The sequence below is a fragment of the Dysgonomonas termitidis genome, from assembly GCF_042654545.1.
Lineage (GTDB): Bacteria > Bacteroidota > Bacteroidia > Bacteroidales > Dysgonomonadaceae > Dysgonomonas > Dysgonomonas termitidis.
Genome location: NZ_JBHSGN010000095.1, coordinates 1 through 16,731 on the forward strand (window position 1 = coordinate 1; position 16,731 = coordinate 16,731).

Below are 16,731 nucleotides of genomic sequence, written 5' to 3' on the forward strand. Positions count from 1 at the left end.
GGCTCCTTTGCTTTGGGTTGTTTCCTGCTGTTTGTCATAAGGATCAATATTAAATTAAATACTAAAAAATCAAGAAAGAAAAAAGAAAAAAGAAAAAATTAAACCGGGGGCAAGATACAAACAAGGAACGGTATATCAAAGGAAAATAAGGATTAATTACCTTTTGATATATATGTTTTTAAATAACTAATAATCAGATATTATGTAAATACAAGAAACATAATAGTTTACGAAAAACAAATAAAGTAACAATTATTAAAAGTCATAAGTAACAAACAGGTAACAAATAATGGATAAAAAAGGATTATGTAAATGAAAAATAAAAATCTATTTTTACTCTTGTTAACTAATTTAAATAGCTGTATATAAGTGTATTTATTTTCATTCATACCACTTTTATTTTCGTTTGTTTTCTTGGCGAATTTTGGTGATAACTTTTAAGGTAACAAAGGTAACAGTTTTTTCAGTTAACAGTAAACAGTCATCAGTTAACATCTTGTATCTCGTATCTTGTTTACTTGTAACTGCTTTAATCAATACTTCAAAGAACTATAAGCTAACAGTTAAAGACTAACAGCTTATTATATAGATAAACTTCCGTGGGAAAAATAACCTCTGCATGTTTGCCCTAATGATTCGCCTGAATACTATTGTCTTGTAAAATAATATTTGTATTTTTGCCAATAAACCAAACTTTTTTGCCTATGGAATAGGAGCGTCGAAACTGCGCATATTTTAAGATATTAGGAAAAAGCGTATAGCTTGTATTTTGGCTGTGAAATCTCGACAATTTCATTATCCGTCAAAAGTAAAGCGAAGACGCTCACGCCATAGGCGTGGGCTTTACTCATTTATTTGACGGATGGTAGTCGAGAACCTCACAGCAGATAATTGGAGTTTTGTCCACGCTTTTTTTATGTGCGTATGGAAAATCCTGGAGACAAAAAATATGATAATTTTCTAACTATTATTAATTTATAAATTTATTATTATGAATATAGCAAAACTATTATTCTTATTAACACTTATTTTAGCAAGCTTATCTTTTTCTTCTTGTAGTGGCGATGATGATAACATTGATGGCGGAAATATTGTTGACTTTGGCCCTAAAAATGTATTCACGGGAGATTTACCAAAAAATATCGGGTCTTTAACAATCAAATATAATGTAGATGGATTGCTTCAGGAAATGTCTAATAGCGAAATGAAAGTTACTTTTGAATACTCGTCAAAACTGAAATCGACAGCAGATAATAACATCATAATAATGAGATATATAGACCTGAATTATTCGGGAGAAAGTTATACTGTTGATATGAAAATTGGGAATAATGGTTTTGTAAGCAGCGCTATACAAACATATGCGGACAATTCTTCCGAGACTTGGGAATTTAAATATAACAGTGATAATCAACTTAATTATATGAAAAGAAGCGAAGGTGATAATGAAGTTACTACTATCACATATGCCGGTGGTAATATTACAAATGTGAAGATGGAAGGTGACGATAAGGAGGAGGGTATTTATACTTCATCTATCACTTACACATCCGACAAATACCCTGCCGGTATTGAAAATAAAGGTTGTATAATGCTATTTGATATGACTTTTGGTATTGATTTGGATGAAATGGACTATGCTTATTATGCAGGTCTGCTTGGTCGAGCAACCAAAAAACTGCCTTTAAAAATGACAGATGGATATGTTGGAGAACCAGAATATGATTCTACATACATATTTGATTGGACTTTAAATGAGAAAGGTTATCCGACAAAATTCAGTTATGATGACTATGGATATACTGAAAATCTGAACTTCAATTGGTAATACTTCGTTGTAGGGGATTTACAATCACCTACTTTAATTTTATCAGGATTTGTAATCTGATGAATGATAACCAAAAACAAAGGGGCCGATTACTCAGCCCCTTTATCTAACTATATAAAAGAATAAATTAATTATTCTACGGCATCAAAATCTACAACAGTCTTTCTTGTAGCAGCAATCCTGTCAAAGTCTTCTTTTGTTCCTACAACAAGTTTTTCGAACTCGCGCTGGCCTGTACCTGCTGGCAACAAGTGTCCGCAGATTACATTCTCTTTCAATCCTTCCAGCCTGTCCACTTTCGCGTTGATAGCAGCATCGTTCAGTACTTTTGTAGTTTCCTGGAACGAAGCGGCAGACATAAAGCTTTGGGTTTGGAGAGCGGCGCGTGTAATACCCTGAAGTATCTGGTTGGCTGTGGCCGGAATTGCGTCACGCACTTCTACCGGACGAAGGTCTCTGCGTTTGAGCATAGAGTTCTCATCCCTCAGCTTACGTGCTGTCACAATCTGTCCCGGTTCGAATGTAGCAGAATCTCCGGCATCCAGTACAACTTTCTTACCCCAGATCCTGTCATTTTCTTCCATCACTTCGTATTTGTCGATCACCTGTTGTTCAAGGAAACGGGTATCACCCGGATCGATCACTTCTACCTTGCGCATCATCTGACGTACAATTACTTCGAAGTGTTTATCATTGATCTTCACACCTTGCAGACGATATACGTCCTGTACTTCGTTTACAATATATTCCTGAACGGCGGTAGGTCCCATGATAGCCAGAATATCCGATGGAGTGGTTGCCCCGTCTGATAGTGGCATACCTGCTCTTACGAAGTCATTTTCCTGTACCAGGATTTGTTTCGAAAGAGGAACAAGGTATTTTTTCACTTCTCCGAGTTTGGAGGTAACAATAACCTCCCTGTTACCACGCTTGATCTTACCGAATGAGATTTCTCCGTCGATTTCAGACACAACAGCCGGGTTGGAAGGATTACGGGCCTCGAATAATTCTGTTACACGAGGCAAACCTCCCGTGATATCACCCGCTTTACCTACGGCACGAGGAATCTTAACAAGTACATCACCGGCTTTGATAGTGTCGTTATCATCTTTTACGATGTGGGCGCCTAGCGGTAAACTGTACATCTTTATCATATTTCCTTTCTCGTCGAGGATATGAGCTTCAGGGGCCTTAGTCTTATCACGTGATTCAACGATGATCTTTTCTTTCAAGCCTGTCTGTTCATCCGACTCAACTTTGTATGTCACATTTTCAATAACATTTTCAAACTTGATACGTCCGGTGGCTTCGGATATGATAACCGCGTTGAACGGGTCCCATTCGCAGATAAGGTCGTCTTTCTTCACCCTGGCTCCGTCTTTAAAGTAAAGTTTGGAACCATAAGGTATATTGTGAGTAAGAAGGACAATTTTAGTATTCGGATCAACCAGTCGAAGCTCAACCAGACGGCTGACAACGATCTGAGTCTTTTTACCGGCTTCGTCTACCGCTTCTACGATACGCAGGTCGTCAATTTCCAGTACACCGTCATATTTAGCAACAATGCTGCTTTCGGTAGCGATGTTGGATGCGATACCCCCAACGTGGAACGTACGGAGTGTCAACTGTGTACCCGGCTCACCGATAGATTGCGCGGCGATAACACCGACAGCCTCACCCCGCTGAACCATACGTCCTGTGGCAAGGTTACGTCCGTAACATTTTCCACAAACACCTTTTTTGGATTCGCAAGTAAGTACCGAACGGATTTCAACACTTTCGATCGGAGAGTTTTGAATTTTTATCGCAGCATCTTCTTTGATCTCTTCACCTGATTTAACAATCAGATCACCAGTCAAAGGATGTTGTATATCGTGAACGGATACGCGACCTAAGATACGTTCGTAAAGGGATGCCACAACTTCTTCGTTGTTTTTCAACTCTGTACAAACAAGTCCGCGAAGTGTACCACAGTCTTCTTCATTAATGATCACATCTTGAGAAACGTCTACCAGACGACGGGTTAAGTAACCGGCATCGGCCGTTTTCAAAGCTGTATCCGCAAGACCTTTACGCGCACCGTGGGTAGAGATAAAGTATTCCAGCACCGACAGGCCTTCTTTAAAGTTGGAAAGGATCGGATTCTCAATAATCTGAGCTCCTTCAGCTCCGCTCTTCTGTGGCTTGGCCATCAATCCACGCATACCTGATAACTGACGGATCTGTTCCTTCGAACCACGGGCTCCCGAATCCAACATCATATATACAGAGTTGAATCCCTGGTTGTCTTCCGATAATTGTTTCATCAGGATATTTGACAATCTGGAGTTGACGTGAGTCCACGTGTCGATAATCTGGTTGTAACGTTCGTTGTAGGTAATGAATCCCATGTTGTAGTTATTCATTATCTGTTCTACTTCGTCATAACCCTGAAGCACCAGCTCGTCTTTTTCTTCCGGTATGATTACATCCTCAAGATTGAACGACAGACCTCCGCGGAATGCCATTGTATATCCTAAGTCTTTTATATCGTCGAGGAACTGCGCTGTTTTAGCAACTCCGGCTACTTTGATCACATTACCGATGATATCACGAAGCGATTTTTTGGAAAGCACTTCATTGATGAAGCCCACTTCAACCGGAGTTTTCTCATTGACAAGAACACGGCCGACAGTAGTTTCGCGCATCAGTTTCGCAACGTTTCCATTCTCATCCAGGTCGTTTACATATACTTTGATAAGAGCGTGTATATCTACTTGTCCTTCATTATAAGCGATGATCGCTTCTTCCGGACCGTAGAATATAAGGCCTTCGCCTTTAGCGCCCTTGCGTATCTTAGTGATATAATATAATCCGAGAACCATGTCCTGAGATGGTACGGTAATAGGCGCGCCATTCGCAGGGTTAAGGATATTGTGGGATGCAAGCATCAACATCTGTGCTTCGAGGATAGCTTCATTACCTAGTGGTAAGTGAACAGCCATCTGGTCACCATCGAAGTCGGCATTGAACGCCGTACACGATAGTGGGTGCAACTGGATTGCCTTACCTCCGATCATCTTCGGCTGGAATGCCTGGATACCTAAACGGTGAAGAGTGGGGGCACGGTTGAGCAATACAGGATGTCCTTTCATTACGTGTTCGAGGATGTCCCAAACAACAGGTTCCTTGCGGTCTACTATTTTCTTCGCTGATTTTACTGTCTTAACAATACCGCGTTCGATCAGTTTACGGATAATAAACGGTTTGTACAGCTCGGCTGCCATATCCTGAGGAATACCGCACTCGTGCATCTTCAATTCAGGACCAACGACAATTACCGAACGGGCCGAATAGTCGACACGTTTACCCAACAAGTTTTGACGGAAACGTCCTTGTTTACCTTTCAAACTGTCGGAAAGCGATTTCAACGGGCGGTTAGCATCTGTCTTAACCGCGCTCGACTTACGTGAGTTATCGAACAATGAATCGACAGCTTCCTGAAGCATACGTTTTTCATTACGCAGGATCACTTCCGGTGCTTTGATATCGATAAGCCTTTTCAGACGGTTGTTGCGGATAATAACGCGACGGTACAGGTCATTCAGGTCGGATGTGGCAAAACGGCCGCCATCCAGCGGAACAAGCGGACGAAGTTCCGGCGGAATAACAGGAACAATCTTAACGATCATCCATTCCGGTTTATTCTTCCCTTTCGACCCGCGGAATGCTTCTACAACCTGAAGTTGTTTCAACGCTTCGTTCTTACGTTGCTGGGATGTATCTGTACTGGCTTTGTGGCGCAGATTGTTCGCCAGCGAATCAAGATTGATACGTGACAACAAATCGTAAACGGCCTCTGCTCCCATTTTGGCAATGAACTTGTTAGGATCGGTATCGTCCAACAGTTGATTTTCTTTAGGCAGCTTATCCAGTATGTTCAGGTATTCATCTTCTGTAAGAAGGTCTTTTTCTGCTACTCCTTCTTCTACCGCGATTCCCGATTGGATCACTACATAACGTTCGTAGTAAATGATTGAATCCAGTTTTTTGGTAGGGATACCCAACAGATAACCCATCTTGTTAGGCAGAGAACGGAAATACCAGATATGAGCTACCGGAACTACGAGGTGGATGTGACCTGTGCGTTCGCGGCGAACTTTCTTTTCTGTTACTTCAACACCGCAACGGTCGCAGACAATACCTTTGTAACGGATTCTTTTGTATTTACCGCAATGACATTCGTAATCCTTTACAGGCCCGAATATGCGTTCGCAGAAAAGCCCGTCACGTTCCGGTTTGTATGTACGGTAATTGATAGTTTCGGGTTTCAAAACTTCCCCGCTCGATGCTTCCAGAATTTCTTCGGGAGAGGCAAGGCTCACGGTTATTTTTGAAAAGCTACTCTTTACTTTATTTTCTTTTCTAAAAGCCATATTACTTTTTTCCTTTAAAAGCTGTTCGCTGTTAGCTATTAGCCAATAGCTGTTTGTTAGAGTATTTAGAATCCGTTAGCTAAAGGCTAAAAGCCAAAAGCTAACGGCTAATATTGTTTAGTCAAGCGATACGCTTAATCCCAGACCACGCATTTCGTGTAGCAATACGTTCAGGGACTCAGGTATTCCCGGTTGTGGCATCGGCTCACCTTTCACAATAGCTTCGTAAGCTTTGGAACGGCCGACAACGTCGTCGGACTTGATAGTCAGGATTTCTCTCAGGATGTAAGCCGCACCGAATGCTTCAAGTGCCCAAACCTCCATTTCTCCGAAACGTTGACCCCCGAATTGAGCTTTACCTCCAAGAGGCTGTTGCGTAATAAGAGAGTAAGGTCCGATAGAACGGGCGTGCATCTTGTCTTCAACCATGTGCCCCAGTTTAAGCATATAGATAATACCTACTGTTGCGTGCTGGTCGAACTGGTCTCCTGTACCGCCATCGAATAAGCGGACTTTACCATAACGTGGAACTCCGGCTTTGTCTGTCCATGAATTCATATCGTCGAGGCTTGCCCCGTCGAAAATAGGAGTGGCGAATTTCACGCCAAGCTCTTTTCCGGCCCAACCTAATACTGTTTCGAATATTTGCCCAAGGTTCATACGAGAAGGTACCCCCAGCGGATTCAATACGATATCGACCGGTGTTCCGTCCGGTAAGAAAGGCATATCCTCCTGGCGAACGATACGCGACACGATACCTTTGTTACCGTGGCGTCCCGCCATCTTATCACCTACCTGGACTTTACGTTTCTTAGCCACATAAACTTTTGCGATCTGAACAATACCGGAAGGAAGTTCATCCCCGATAGTCAGGTCGAAGCGTTTCCGTTTCAACTCGGCATCCAGTTCTTTGTATTTACGCAGGAAGTTTACGATTACATCTTTTATCAATTCATTCTTGTGCTCATCTGCTGTCCAGCTGCTCACCTGTACTGATTCGTAATCGATATTGTCCAGCGCGCTCTTCGTAAACTTGGAACCCTTGGCAATGATATCTACATTAAGATAATCTTTTACTCCCTGAGATGTTTTACCATCTGTTAAGATCAATAGCTTGTCAACCAATACGGATTTTACTTTCGCTATTTTTTCTTCATACTCTTCATCCAGCTTAGGAAGCAGGGCCTTGCTCGAAAGTTTTGTTTTACCTTTCTTTGATGCCTTCGAGAATAAGTTTGTACCCACAACAACTCCTTTCAGAGATGGAGAAGCTTTCAACGAAGCGTCTTTCACATCACCGGCTTTATCACCAAAGATGGCGCGGAGCAGTTTCTCTTCAGGTGAAGGATCGGATTCTCCTTTCGGCGTGATCTTACCTATCAGGATATCTCCCGGGCTTACACGGGCACCGATACGGATGATACCTCTTTCGTCCAGGTCTTTTGTTGCCTCTTCGCTTACGTTGGGAATATCGGAAGTCAACTCTTCCACACCACGTTTGGTATCACGTACTTCGAGTACGAATTCCTCTACGTGTACAGAAGTGAATATATCTTCGCGCACGATACGCTCGTTAAGTACGATAGCATCCTCGAAGTTATACCCCTTCCATGGCATGAATGCCACTTTCAGGTTCTTACCGATAGCCAGCTCACCCTGCTCAGTTGAATATCCTTCCGTCAGGATCTGATCCAGAACAACCCTGTCTCCCTTACGGCAAATAGGGCGAAGGTCGATAGTGGTATTCTGATTAGTTTTTCTGAATTTAGGTATATTATATGTTTTTACAGCATCGTCGAAGCTTACAAAATCTTCGTCAGCTGTACGGTCATATTTAATCTTGATAGTGCTTGCATCCACATATACAACTTCTCCCGCACCCTCTGCCACGATCTGTGTACGTGAGTCGCGGATAAGCTGCCCTTCGATACCTGTTCCCACGATAGGGGCTTCGGTACGCATCAATGGCACGGCCTGGCGCATCATGTTCGATCCCATCAGTGCACGGTTGGCATCGTCATGCTCGAGGAACGGAATCAATGAAGCGGCGATAGATGCAATCTGCGTAGGAGATACGTCCATCAATTCCACTTCTTCGGGGGCAATAACCGGATAGTCGGCATCCTGACGAGCTTTAACACGTGAGCGGATAAACGAGCCGTCGTCGTTCAACGGAGCATTCCCCTGTGCTATAAGCTTGTCTTCTTCCTCTTCGGCGGCAAGATAAACAATACCGTTCGGAGACAGGTCTACTTTGCTGTTGGCCACTTTACGATATGGAGTTTCGATAAATCCGAGATCGTTAATTTTAGCATATACGCAAAGGGAAGAAATCAAACCGATATTCGGGCCTTCCGGAGTCTCGATAGGACAAAGGCGTCCGTAGTGAGTATAGTGAACGTCACGCACTTCGAAACCGGCTCTTTCACGGGAAAGACCGCCCGGTCCCAGCGCCGACATACGGCGTTTGTGAGTGATCTCGGCCAACGGATTGGTTTGATCCATAAACTGAGACAGTGCATTCGTTCCGAAGAATGTATTTACTACGGATGAAATAGTTTTCGCATTGATCAGATCGATCGGCGTAAATACTTCATTATCGCGTACATTCATTCTTTCACGAATGATACGTGCCATACGGTTAAGACCAACTCCAAACTGGTTGAAAAGTTGCTCACCGACTGTACGTACACGACGGTTGCTCAGGTGGTCGATATCGTCAACGATCGCTTTTGAATTAATCAGCTCGATCAGGAACTTGATTATTTCAATAATATCTTCTTTCGTTAATACGCGGATATCGGTACTTGTAGTCAAACCTAATTTCTTGTTCAGCCTGTAACGTCCTACTTCACCTAAGTCGTAGCGTTTTTCAGAGAAGAACAAGTTGTTGATAACCTCGCGTGCACTGGTATCGTCAGCCGGTTCAGCGCTGCGGAGTTGCCTGTATATATGACGAACCGCGTCTATTTCCGAGTTACTCGGGTCTTTTTGCAATGTATTGTAGATAATGGCAAAATCTGAAATATTCTGCGTATCCTTATGCAATAAGATAGAAGCAATGTTCGAATCTACGATCAGATCAAGATGGTCCTTGTCCAGAACTGTTTCGCGTTCAAGAATGACCTCGTTACGCTCGATTGAAGTCACCTCACCGGTATCTTCATCCACGAAGTCTTCCATCCATGTTCTCAGTAACCTGGCTGCAAGCTTGCGGCCTAGTACCTTCTTGATATTTTGTTTTGTAACTTTAACTTCTTCGGCCAGGTCGAAAATCTCAAGGATGTCCCTGTCGCTTTCGAATCCGATAGCGCGAAGCAATGTTGTTACCGGTAATTTTTTCTTACGGTCGATGTATGCATACATGACATTGTTGATGTCGGTAGCAAATTCGATCCAGGAACCTTTGAACGGAATAATACGGGCTGAATAGAGCTTTGTACCATTGGCATGCATCGTTTGTCCGAAGAAAACACCGGGTGAACGGTGCAACTGCGATACTACAACACGTTCTGCTCCGTTGATGACAAAGGTACCTTTCTCAGTCATATATGGAATCAGTCCCAGGTATACATCCTGGATAACTGTATCAAAATCTTCGTGGTCAGGGTCTGTACAATAAAGTTTTAGCTTTGCTTTCAAAGGAACACTGTATGTCAATCCCCTGTCGATACACTCATCAATGGTATAGCGCGGAGGGTCGATGAAGTAGTCCAAAAACTCTAATACAAAGTTGTTTCGTGTATCGGCTATAGGAAAGTTTTCAGCAAAAACTTTGTATAGGCCTTCGTTTTTCCTTTTTTCAGGAGGGGTATCAAGTTGCAGAAAGTCGCGGAATGACTTTAACTGTACTTCAAGAAAATCCGGATAAGGAAGCGGATTTTTAATTGAAGCGAAATTGACTCTTTGATTTGTTATTGAAGACATGGATAACCTATTTTATTGAACTTATTACTTTTGACGCAAAAAGGTTAAGAACCTTCTTCGAGGAAGGTTCCTAACCAAATATCCTTTCTCAGGACTTATCTTTACTTAAGTTCAACTTCGGCTCCAGCTTCTTCTAATTGTTTTTTCAATGCGTCAGCTTCATCTTTAGTTACTCCTTTTTTAAGTTCACCAGGAGCACCATCTACTAGATCTTTAGCCTCTTTCAAACCAAGTCCTGTAAGTTCTTTAACAGCTTTAACAACTTGTAGTTTGTTAGCACCTGCTGCTTTCAAGATTACATCGAAAGATGTTTTTTCTTCTACCACTTCAGCAGCAGCGGCTGGTCCTGCAGCAACTGCAACAGCAGCAGCGGCCGGTTCAATACCATATTCAGTTTTTAGAATTTCAGCTAATTCGCTTACTTCTTTTACTGTCAAATTTACTAGTTGTTCTGCAATAGCTTTGATATCTGCCATTTTTGTATAAATTAAAATTGTTTATTATTCTTTTGTTTAATATTATCTCTTAGATAGTGTCTCTAAGACGCCATGGATAGTGTTTCCACCCGATTGAAGGGCCGAAATAACATTCTTGGCAGGGGATTGAAGGGCTGCAATAACATCGCCGATAAGCTCGTTTTTGCTCTTGATATTTTCCAGTGCGCTCAGGTTTTGTGAACCCACATAGAAACTTTCCTGAACATATGCTGCTTTAAGCGAAGGAATTCCTTCTTTTTTGTATTTAGCAATCAGCTTTGCCGGAGCATTAGCCGAATTAGAAAACATGATAGCAGTGTTTCCCTTCAATGAAGCGTTCAGCTCCGAGTAGTCGCCTTCAAGGCTTTCCAGGGCTTTCTGCAACAAAGTGTTCTTTACAACCATCAGTTTGATCTCCTGCTTAGCGCATTCTCTTCTCAAATCGCTTGTTTTAGCGGAATTAAGAGTAGCAATGTCGGTAAGGTAGAAATGATCGTATCCTTTGATTGTCGCTGCTATAGTTTCTATGATAGTGCTTTTATCTTCCTTTCTCATAATTTTCAGTCAATTTTTGATTAATTTTCTACTGATTTAGGGTCTATTTTTACACCCGGGCTCATAGTACTTGAAAGACAAACACTCTTCACATAAGTTCCTTTTGCTGCAGTCGGTTTCAGTTTGATAAGCGTAGCGATAAACTCTTTCGCGTTATCTTTGATTTGTTCAGGAGTAAAAGATACTTTTCCGATAGAAGCGTGGATAATACCGGCTTTATCTACCTTGAAGTCGATCTTACCTGATTTAACCTCTGTCACAGCTTTTGCAACATCCACAGTCACAGTTCCGCTCTTAGGGTTAGGCATCAGACCGCGAGGTCCTAAAACGCGTCCCAGAGCACCAACTTTACCCATGATAGCTGGCTGAGTGATGATAACATCGATATCAGTCCAACCACCTTTTATTTTTTCGATATACTCGTCCAATCCAACATAGTCGGCACCTGCTTCTTTAGCAGCAGCCTCAGCATCCGGAGAACATAATACCAAAACTCTAACTTGTTTTCCTGTTCCATGAGGAAGAGACACTACGCCTCTCACCATCTGGTTAGCTTTACGTGGGTCTACACCTAGGCGGACATCCAAATCGACAGAGGCGTCGAATTTAGTTGTCGTAACTTCTTTTACAAGAGCTGACGCTTCGGTTAATGTATATAGTTTCCCTGCTTCAATCTTGCTGAAAGCTAACTTTTGATTTTTAGTAAGTTTACCCATTTCTCAATTGAAGTTTAATTATTGAACATCAGGGAAAGCCCCTTTTACAGTAATACCCATACTTCTTGCTGTACCAGCAACCATTCTCATGGCTGATTCGATTGTAAAACAGTTAAGGTCGACCATCTTATCTTCAGCGATAGCTTTTACTTGTTCCCAGGTAACTTCAGCTACTTTCTTACGATTAGGTTCTGCCGATCCGCTTTTCACCTTAGAGGCTTCCAGTAATTGAATTGCCACCGGTGGTTGTTTTACAACAAAATCAAAAGACTTGTCAACATAGTAAGTAATTACCACTGGTAATATTTTACCTGCCTTGTCTTGAGTTCTGGCATTAAATTGCTTACAGAAATCCATGATGTTAATACCTTTAGAACCTAAAGCTGGTCCCACAGGAGGAGATGGATTTGCTGCACCGCCTTTAATTTGTAATTTTAATTGTCCAGCAATTTCTTTAGCCATTTTTGTTTTTAATTTTTAGTTTTGTTAAAACTTAAGATTAAAGCATTCAGAGTTGCGTAACCAATCTTACTGCTCTTTTTCGACTTGCATGTAATTCAACTCGAGTGGAGTTTTCCGCCCGAATATCTTTACCATTACTTTCAGTTTCTTTTTCTCAGTGTTCACTTCTTCAATGATTCCCGAAAATCCTGAGAAAGGACCGTTGGTCACTTTTACATTTTCTCCGACAATGTATTGAACATCCATGCCTACTTCCTGCTCGTCCAGTTCGTCCATAGTGCCCAGTATCCTGTTTACTTCAGACTGGCTCAACGGTTGAGGGTTGGTTGTATTCGGTAAAAAACCGGCTACGTAATTTATATTACGCAATTCATGGATAACTTCTCCTATGAGGGCAGCTTCGATCAAGATATAGCCGGGAAGATAAGCTCTTTCTTTCAGAACTTTCTTTCCGTTACGCATGATATAAGTCTTCTCTGTAGGGATAAGAACTTGAGAGATATACTTTCCTAAGTCTGATTTCTTTATCTCAGCTTCAAGATACTCTTTGACTTTATTTTCTTTTCCACTAACAGCACGCAGGACGTACCATTTTTTTTCGATTTCAGTCATAGCTTTTGATAAGGATTAAAGACTATAGAAAAACTTGACAATAGACTCAAATGCAGAATCGATACCCCAAACGATTAGTGCCATTATTATGGAAGCAATCATGACAATTACCGCACTGTTGGTCAGTTCTGCACGAGTAGGCCAAGAAACCTTGTATACAAGCTCGTTATAAGAATCTTTAATGTAATTAATTATTTTTTTCATTACTCTTCTTGAGTTTTTTTAGCACGGGCGGAGAGATTCGAACTCCCGACATTTGGTTTTGGAGACCAACGCTCTACCACTGAACTACGCCCGTAAATTAAAGCCGGTTATATCGCAAACCGACTCTATTATTATAGATTGAAATCCTTATGCAGTAATTTCTGTAATCTGACCAGCACCTACTGTACGACCTCCTTCGCGGATAGCGAAACGAAGACCTACGTTACAAGCAACCGGATAGATAAGTTCTACGTTGATAGTCAGGTTGTCACCAGGCATAACCATGTCTGTTCCTTCAGGAAGAGTGATCTCACCGGTAACGTCAAGAGTACGCAGGTAGAACTGAGGACGGTATTTGTTGTGGAATGGTGTGTGACGTCCACCTTCTTCTTTCTTAAGGATATAAACCTCAGCTTTGAAGTTAGTGTGAGGGGTGATTTTACCTGGGTGGCAAATTACCATACCACGTTTAATTTCGTCTTTGTCGATACCACGAAGCAATAGACCTACGTTGTCTCCGGCTTGTCCGTCGTCAAGGATCTTACGGAACATTTCTACTCCTGTAACAACTGATTTTTTGTTTTCTGAACCAAGTCCGATGATCTGAACTTCTTCGCCTGTTTTGATCTTACCTGTTTCGATACGACCTGTTGCTACTGTACCACGACCTGTGATAGAGAACACGTCTTCAACCGGCATCAAGAATGGTTTATCAACATCGCGTGGAGGAAGTGGAATCCAGGTATCCACAGCGTTCATAAGTTCCATTACCTGGCTAACCCAAGGCTCAACACCGTTAAGTGCACCCAGAGCAGATCCGCGGATAACCGGAGTATTGTCGCCGTCGAACTCATAGAATGAAAGAAGTTCTCTCATTTCAAGTTCAACTAGTTCTAGCATTTCTTCGTCTTCGACGATATCGCATTTGTTCATGAAAACAACCAGTTTTGGAACGTTTACCTGACGTGCAAGCAGGATGTGTTCACGAGTTTGAGGCATCGGACCATCAGTAGCAGCAACTACGATGATAGCACCGTCCATCTGAGCAGCTCCAGTAACCATGTTCTTTACGTAGTCGGCGTGTCCGGGACAGTCAACGTGAGCGTAGTGACGGTTAGCTGTTTCATATTCAACGTGTGAAGTGTTGATAGTAATACCACGTTCTTTTTCTTCAGGAGCGTTATCGATTGAATCGAATGAACGAGCTTGAGAAAGACCTTTGTCAGCCAATACTTTAGTGATAGCAGCAGTCAAAGTAGTTTTACCGTGGTCAACGTGACCGATTGTACCGATATTTACGTGCGGTTTCGCCCGGTTAAAATGTTCTTTTGCCATAATTAATCTTCTATTATTTAGTTAAATGTATATATTTAAATTCTATTTGAATAAATTCACTAAAATAAATCAGAGCCCATGACGGGACTTGAACCCGTGACCTCTTCCTTACCAAGGAAGTGCTCTACCACTGAGCTACATTGGCATAGACAGTAAAGAAATTTCCTTCCAATTCCCCTTATAGTATATTATAAGGTACCAGCCTGTTTATTGAAAAGAATTAAGAAGTTTTGGTGCGGAACCATTCCAGGTTTACAACAACTTCTTGTTTTTCCTTTTATCCGAGCCTCTTGTCGGATTCGAACCAACGACCCCGAGATTACAAATCACGTGCTCTGGCCAGCTGAGCTAAAGAGGCATAACAACAAATTTTGCCGCCATTACGACTTTTAATAGCGAAACGGCGACAAAATTAGAAATTATTTTTTAGAATAACAATACTTTATGTATTTATTTTTCCGGAGTTCTTTCTTTTGGTACATATTCCTCTATCCGTTGAATAGAAAGCGGATGGATAAATGTTTGTTATTATTTGGCTTGCGTTTTCTCCTTGACTTTGAGTATCTGTTTTTCGAGGGCTTCTATGTTTTGCATAACAGCCTCTTCGAATGAGTCGGCAGTCTTATTGGCAAAGAGTTCTCCGCTTTTGATATTTAGTTTTACTGATGCTTCTTTGTTATTCGCAACTTCCGGTTTTACTACTTTAAGTATTACTTCGGCGTCTACAATCAGGTCAGAAAATTTATCCAGTTTAGATAATTTCTTTTCTATAAAGTCTTTTAATTGAGTGCTTGCATCAAAGTGCACTGACTGAATTGCAATATTCATAATATTTCCTCCTTTACTTTTAGGCTCTCGGATGAGCCTTGTTATAAATCTTCTTTAATTCTTCGAATGAAGTGTGTGTGTATATTTCTGTAGCCGCAAGGCTTGAATGTCCTAATAGTTCTTTTACCGCATTTATATCCGCGCCGTTGTTTAGCATGCTTGTTGCAAATGAGTGACGGAGGACGTGGGGACTCGTTTTTGAAAGAGTCGGTATTTGTTTCAGATTCTCTGTCACAATTCTGTGTACAAGCATTGGGTAAAGTTGCTGCCCGTCATTCTTAACAAATAAGTAGCCGGATAAGTTTCCTATTTCCCCGTTCCTTGCATTCAGGTATTGTTCAAGCATTCCCTTCATCCCGTCGCTGAAAGGAATAAGGCGTTGTTTATTACGCTTCCCTGTCACCTGTATTGTTTCGGCGCTGAAATCCACATCGGTATCTTTTAGTCCGATCAGCTCCGCCCGGCGAATTCCCGTAACATAAAACAGCTCGATCATTATATGGTTACGGAGCGATTCGAATGTGTTATCGAAGTTTGATTCTTCCAATACTTTCTCCATATCCCCGTTGTTCACGAATGAAGGGATGGGTTTTGGTGTTTTGGGGCCTGTGATCTTTTTTACCGGGTTTGCCGAAACTTCGCCTATCCGCAACAGATATTTGTAGAACGATTTAAGCGTACTCAGCTTGCGGTTTACTGACCGTGCCGCTATTTTTGCTTCCATAAGCGATACGATCCACATGCGGACTATATCGCTGTCCACGCTTTTTATATCTATGTCCGGGAAGTGTTCTTGCAGGAATCCGGTAAACTGATGAAGGTCTGTGGAATAAGAAATCTCCGTATGTAAAGAGAAGTTCTTTTCATAACGGAGATATCTGCTATATTTGTCAATTAGTAACATCATCTATCCGAATTTCAATCCTGAATGACGAAGTTAATAATTTTATGCGAAAAAGACAATAGTATTTTATTCTTCCGAACGGTGCATTGCCTGAACGTATACGGCGTGCAATTTTTGTTCTCTTTTCACCACTGATGGCTTGCGGAATTCCTGACGTCTTCTAAGTTCTTTTACTACACCTGTTTTTTCGTATTTTCTTTTGAATTTCTTCAGGGCTTTTTCAATGTTTTCGCCTTCTTTTAATGGAACAATGATCATAATTGTCGTTTTATTTTTTATTTATTTTTTGTTTTGTTTAATGCAATTTAATTAGTGGGGTATGTTTTCCCATACAATTTTTATTAGGTGGTTTTTGTATAATAATCTCCCGAACGCTGCTCTGTAAGCAGTATCTGACTATAAATCAATTATGTTCTGTTCAAAAGATCATTAAACCTCCTTTCTGTTTTCGGGCTGCAAATTTAGGGAT

13 protein-coding genes and 3 tRNA genes are annotated in these 16,731 nt (G+C 41.5%); 1 reads left to right on the plus strand and 15 read right to left on the minus strand.

Going from position 1 to position 16,731, the window contains the following annotated elements; translation table 11 throughout:
* The first annotated feature begins 991 nt into the window (after positions 1-991).
* Positions 992-1,828, plus strand: coding sequence for a DUF4595 domain-containing protein (locus ACFO6W_RS16455; RefSeq protein WP_379998397.1), 837 nt, complete (start codon positions 992-994; stop codon positions 1,826-1,828).
* A gap of 131 nt (positions 1,829-1,959) precedes the next feature.
* Here ACFO6W_RS16455 and rpoC read toward each other — a convergent pair whose 3' ends face one another.
* From rpoC to rpsU, 15 genes are all read right to left on the minus strand, one after another.
* A complete protein-coding gene (gene rpoC / locus ACFO6W_RS16460; RefSeq protein WP_379998399.1) occupies positions 1,960-6,243 on the minus strand; it encodes a DNA-directed RNA polymerase subunit beta' in 4,284 nt (1,427 codons plus the stop codon).
* Positions 6,244-6,360: 117 nt separating this feature from the next.
* Positions 6,361-10,170 (minus strand): DNA-directed RNA polymerase subunit beta, encoded by a 3,810-nt coding sequence (rpoB, locus tag ACFO6W_RS16465; protein WP_379998401.1) that lies wholly within the window; start codon positions 10,168-10,170, stop codon positions 6,361-6,363.
* Positions 10,171-10,271: 101 nt separating this feature from the next.
* Positions 10,272-10,646, minus strand: a complete 375-nt coding sequence (rplL, locus tag ACFO6W_RS16470) for a 50S ribosomal protein L7/L12 (RefSeq protein WP_379998403.1) — start codon at positions 10,644-10,646, stop codon at positions 10,272-10,274.
* 42 nt (positions 10,647-10,688) lie between these two features.
* On the minus strand, positions 10,689-11,201 hold the full coding sequence (gene rplJ, locus ACFO6W_RS16475; RefSeq protein WP_379998405.1) for a 50S ribosomal protein L10: 513 nt from the start codon (positions 11,199-11,201) through the stop codon (positions 10,689-10,691).
* A 20-nt stretch (positions 11,202-11,221) separates the two neighbouring features.
* Positions 11,222-11,917 (minus strand): 50S ribosomal protein L1, encoded by a 696-nt coding sequence (gene rplA / locus ACFO6W_RS16480; RefSeq protein WP_006800204.1) that lies wholly within the window; start codon positions 11,915-11,917, stop codon positions 11,222-11,224.
* 18 nt (positions 11,918-11,935) lie between these two features.
* Positions 11,936-12,379, minus strand: a complete 444-nt coding sequence (gene rplK / locus ACFO6W_RS16485; RefSeq protein ID WP_379998407.1) for a 50S ribosomal protein L11 — start codon at positions 12,377-12,379, stop codon at positions 11,936-11,938.
* A 66-nt stretch (positions 12,380-12,445) separates the two neighbouring features.
* Complete coding sequence (gene nusG / locus ACFO6W_RS16490; protein ID WP_006800206.1) at positions 12,446-12,991, minus strand: transcription termination/antitermination protein NusG; 546 nt, start codon at positions 12,989-12,991, stop codon at positions 12,446-12,448.
* Between the two features lie 15 nt (positions 12,992-13,006).
* Positions 13,007-13,195 carry a preprotein translocase subunit SecE gene (gene secE / locus ACFO6W_RS16495; protein WP_006800207.1) on the minus strand — a complete coding sequence of 63 codons (189 nt, stop codon included), beginning with the start codon at positions 13,193-13,195 and terminating at the stop codon, positions 13,007-13,009.
* Positions 13,196-13,217: 22 nt separating this feature from the next.
* Positions 13,218-13,289 (minus strand) — tRNA-Trp (locus ACFO6W_RS16500).
* A gap of 53 nt (positions 13,290-13,342) precedes the next feature.
* The gene (gene tuf / locus ACFO6W_RS16505; RefSeq protein WP_379998410.1) at positions 13,343-14,530 is read right to left on the minus strand and encodes an elongation factor Tu; all 1,188 of its coding nucleotides are present in this window, start codon (positions 14,528-14,530) and stop codon (positions 13,343-13,345) included.
* A 73-nt stretch (positions 14,531-14,603) separates the two neighbouring features.
* Positions 14,604-14,675, minus strand: a tRNA-Thr gene (locus tag ACFO6W_RS16510).
* A 139-nt stretch (positions 14,676-14,814) separates the two neighbouring features.
* A tRNA-Thr gene (locus tag ACFO6W_RS16515) sits at positions 14,815-14,888 on the minus strand.
* Between the two features lie 170 nt (positions 14,889-15,058).
* Complete coding sequence (gene hpf, locus ACFO6W_RS16520; protein ID WP_379998412.1) at positions 15,059-15,358, minus strand: ribosome hibernation-promoting factor, HPF/YfiA family; 300 nt, start codon at positions 15,356-15,358, stop codon at positions 15,059-15,061.
* Positions 15,359-15,377: 19 nt separating this feature from the next.
* Complete coding sequence (locus ACFO6W_RS16525; protein WP_379998414.1) at positions 15,378-16,265, minus strand: tyrosine-type recombinase/integrase; 888 nt, start codon at positions 16,263-16,265, stop codon at positions 15,378-15,380.
* A gap of 63 nt (positions 16,266-16,328) precedes the next feature.
* On the minus strand, positions 16,329-16,520 hold the full coding sequence (rpsU, locus tag ACFO6W_RS16530; RefSeq protein ID WP_379998416.1) for a 30S ribosomal protein S21: 192 nt from the start codon (positions 16,518-16,520) through the stop codon (positions 16,329-16,331).
* Between the last annotated feature and the right edge of the window lie 211 nt (positions 16,521-16,731).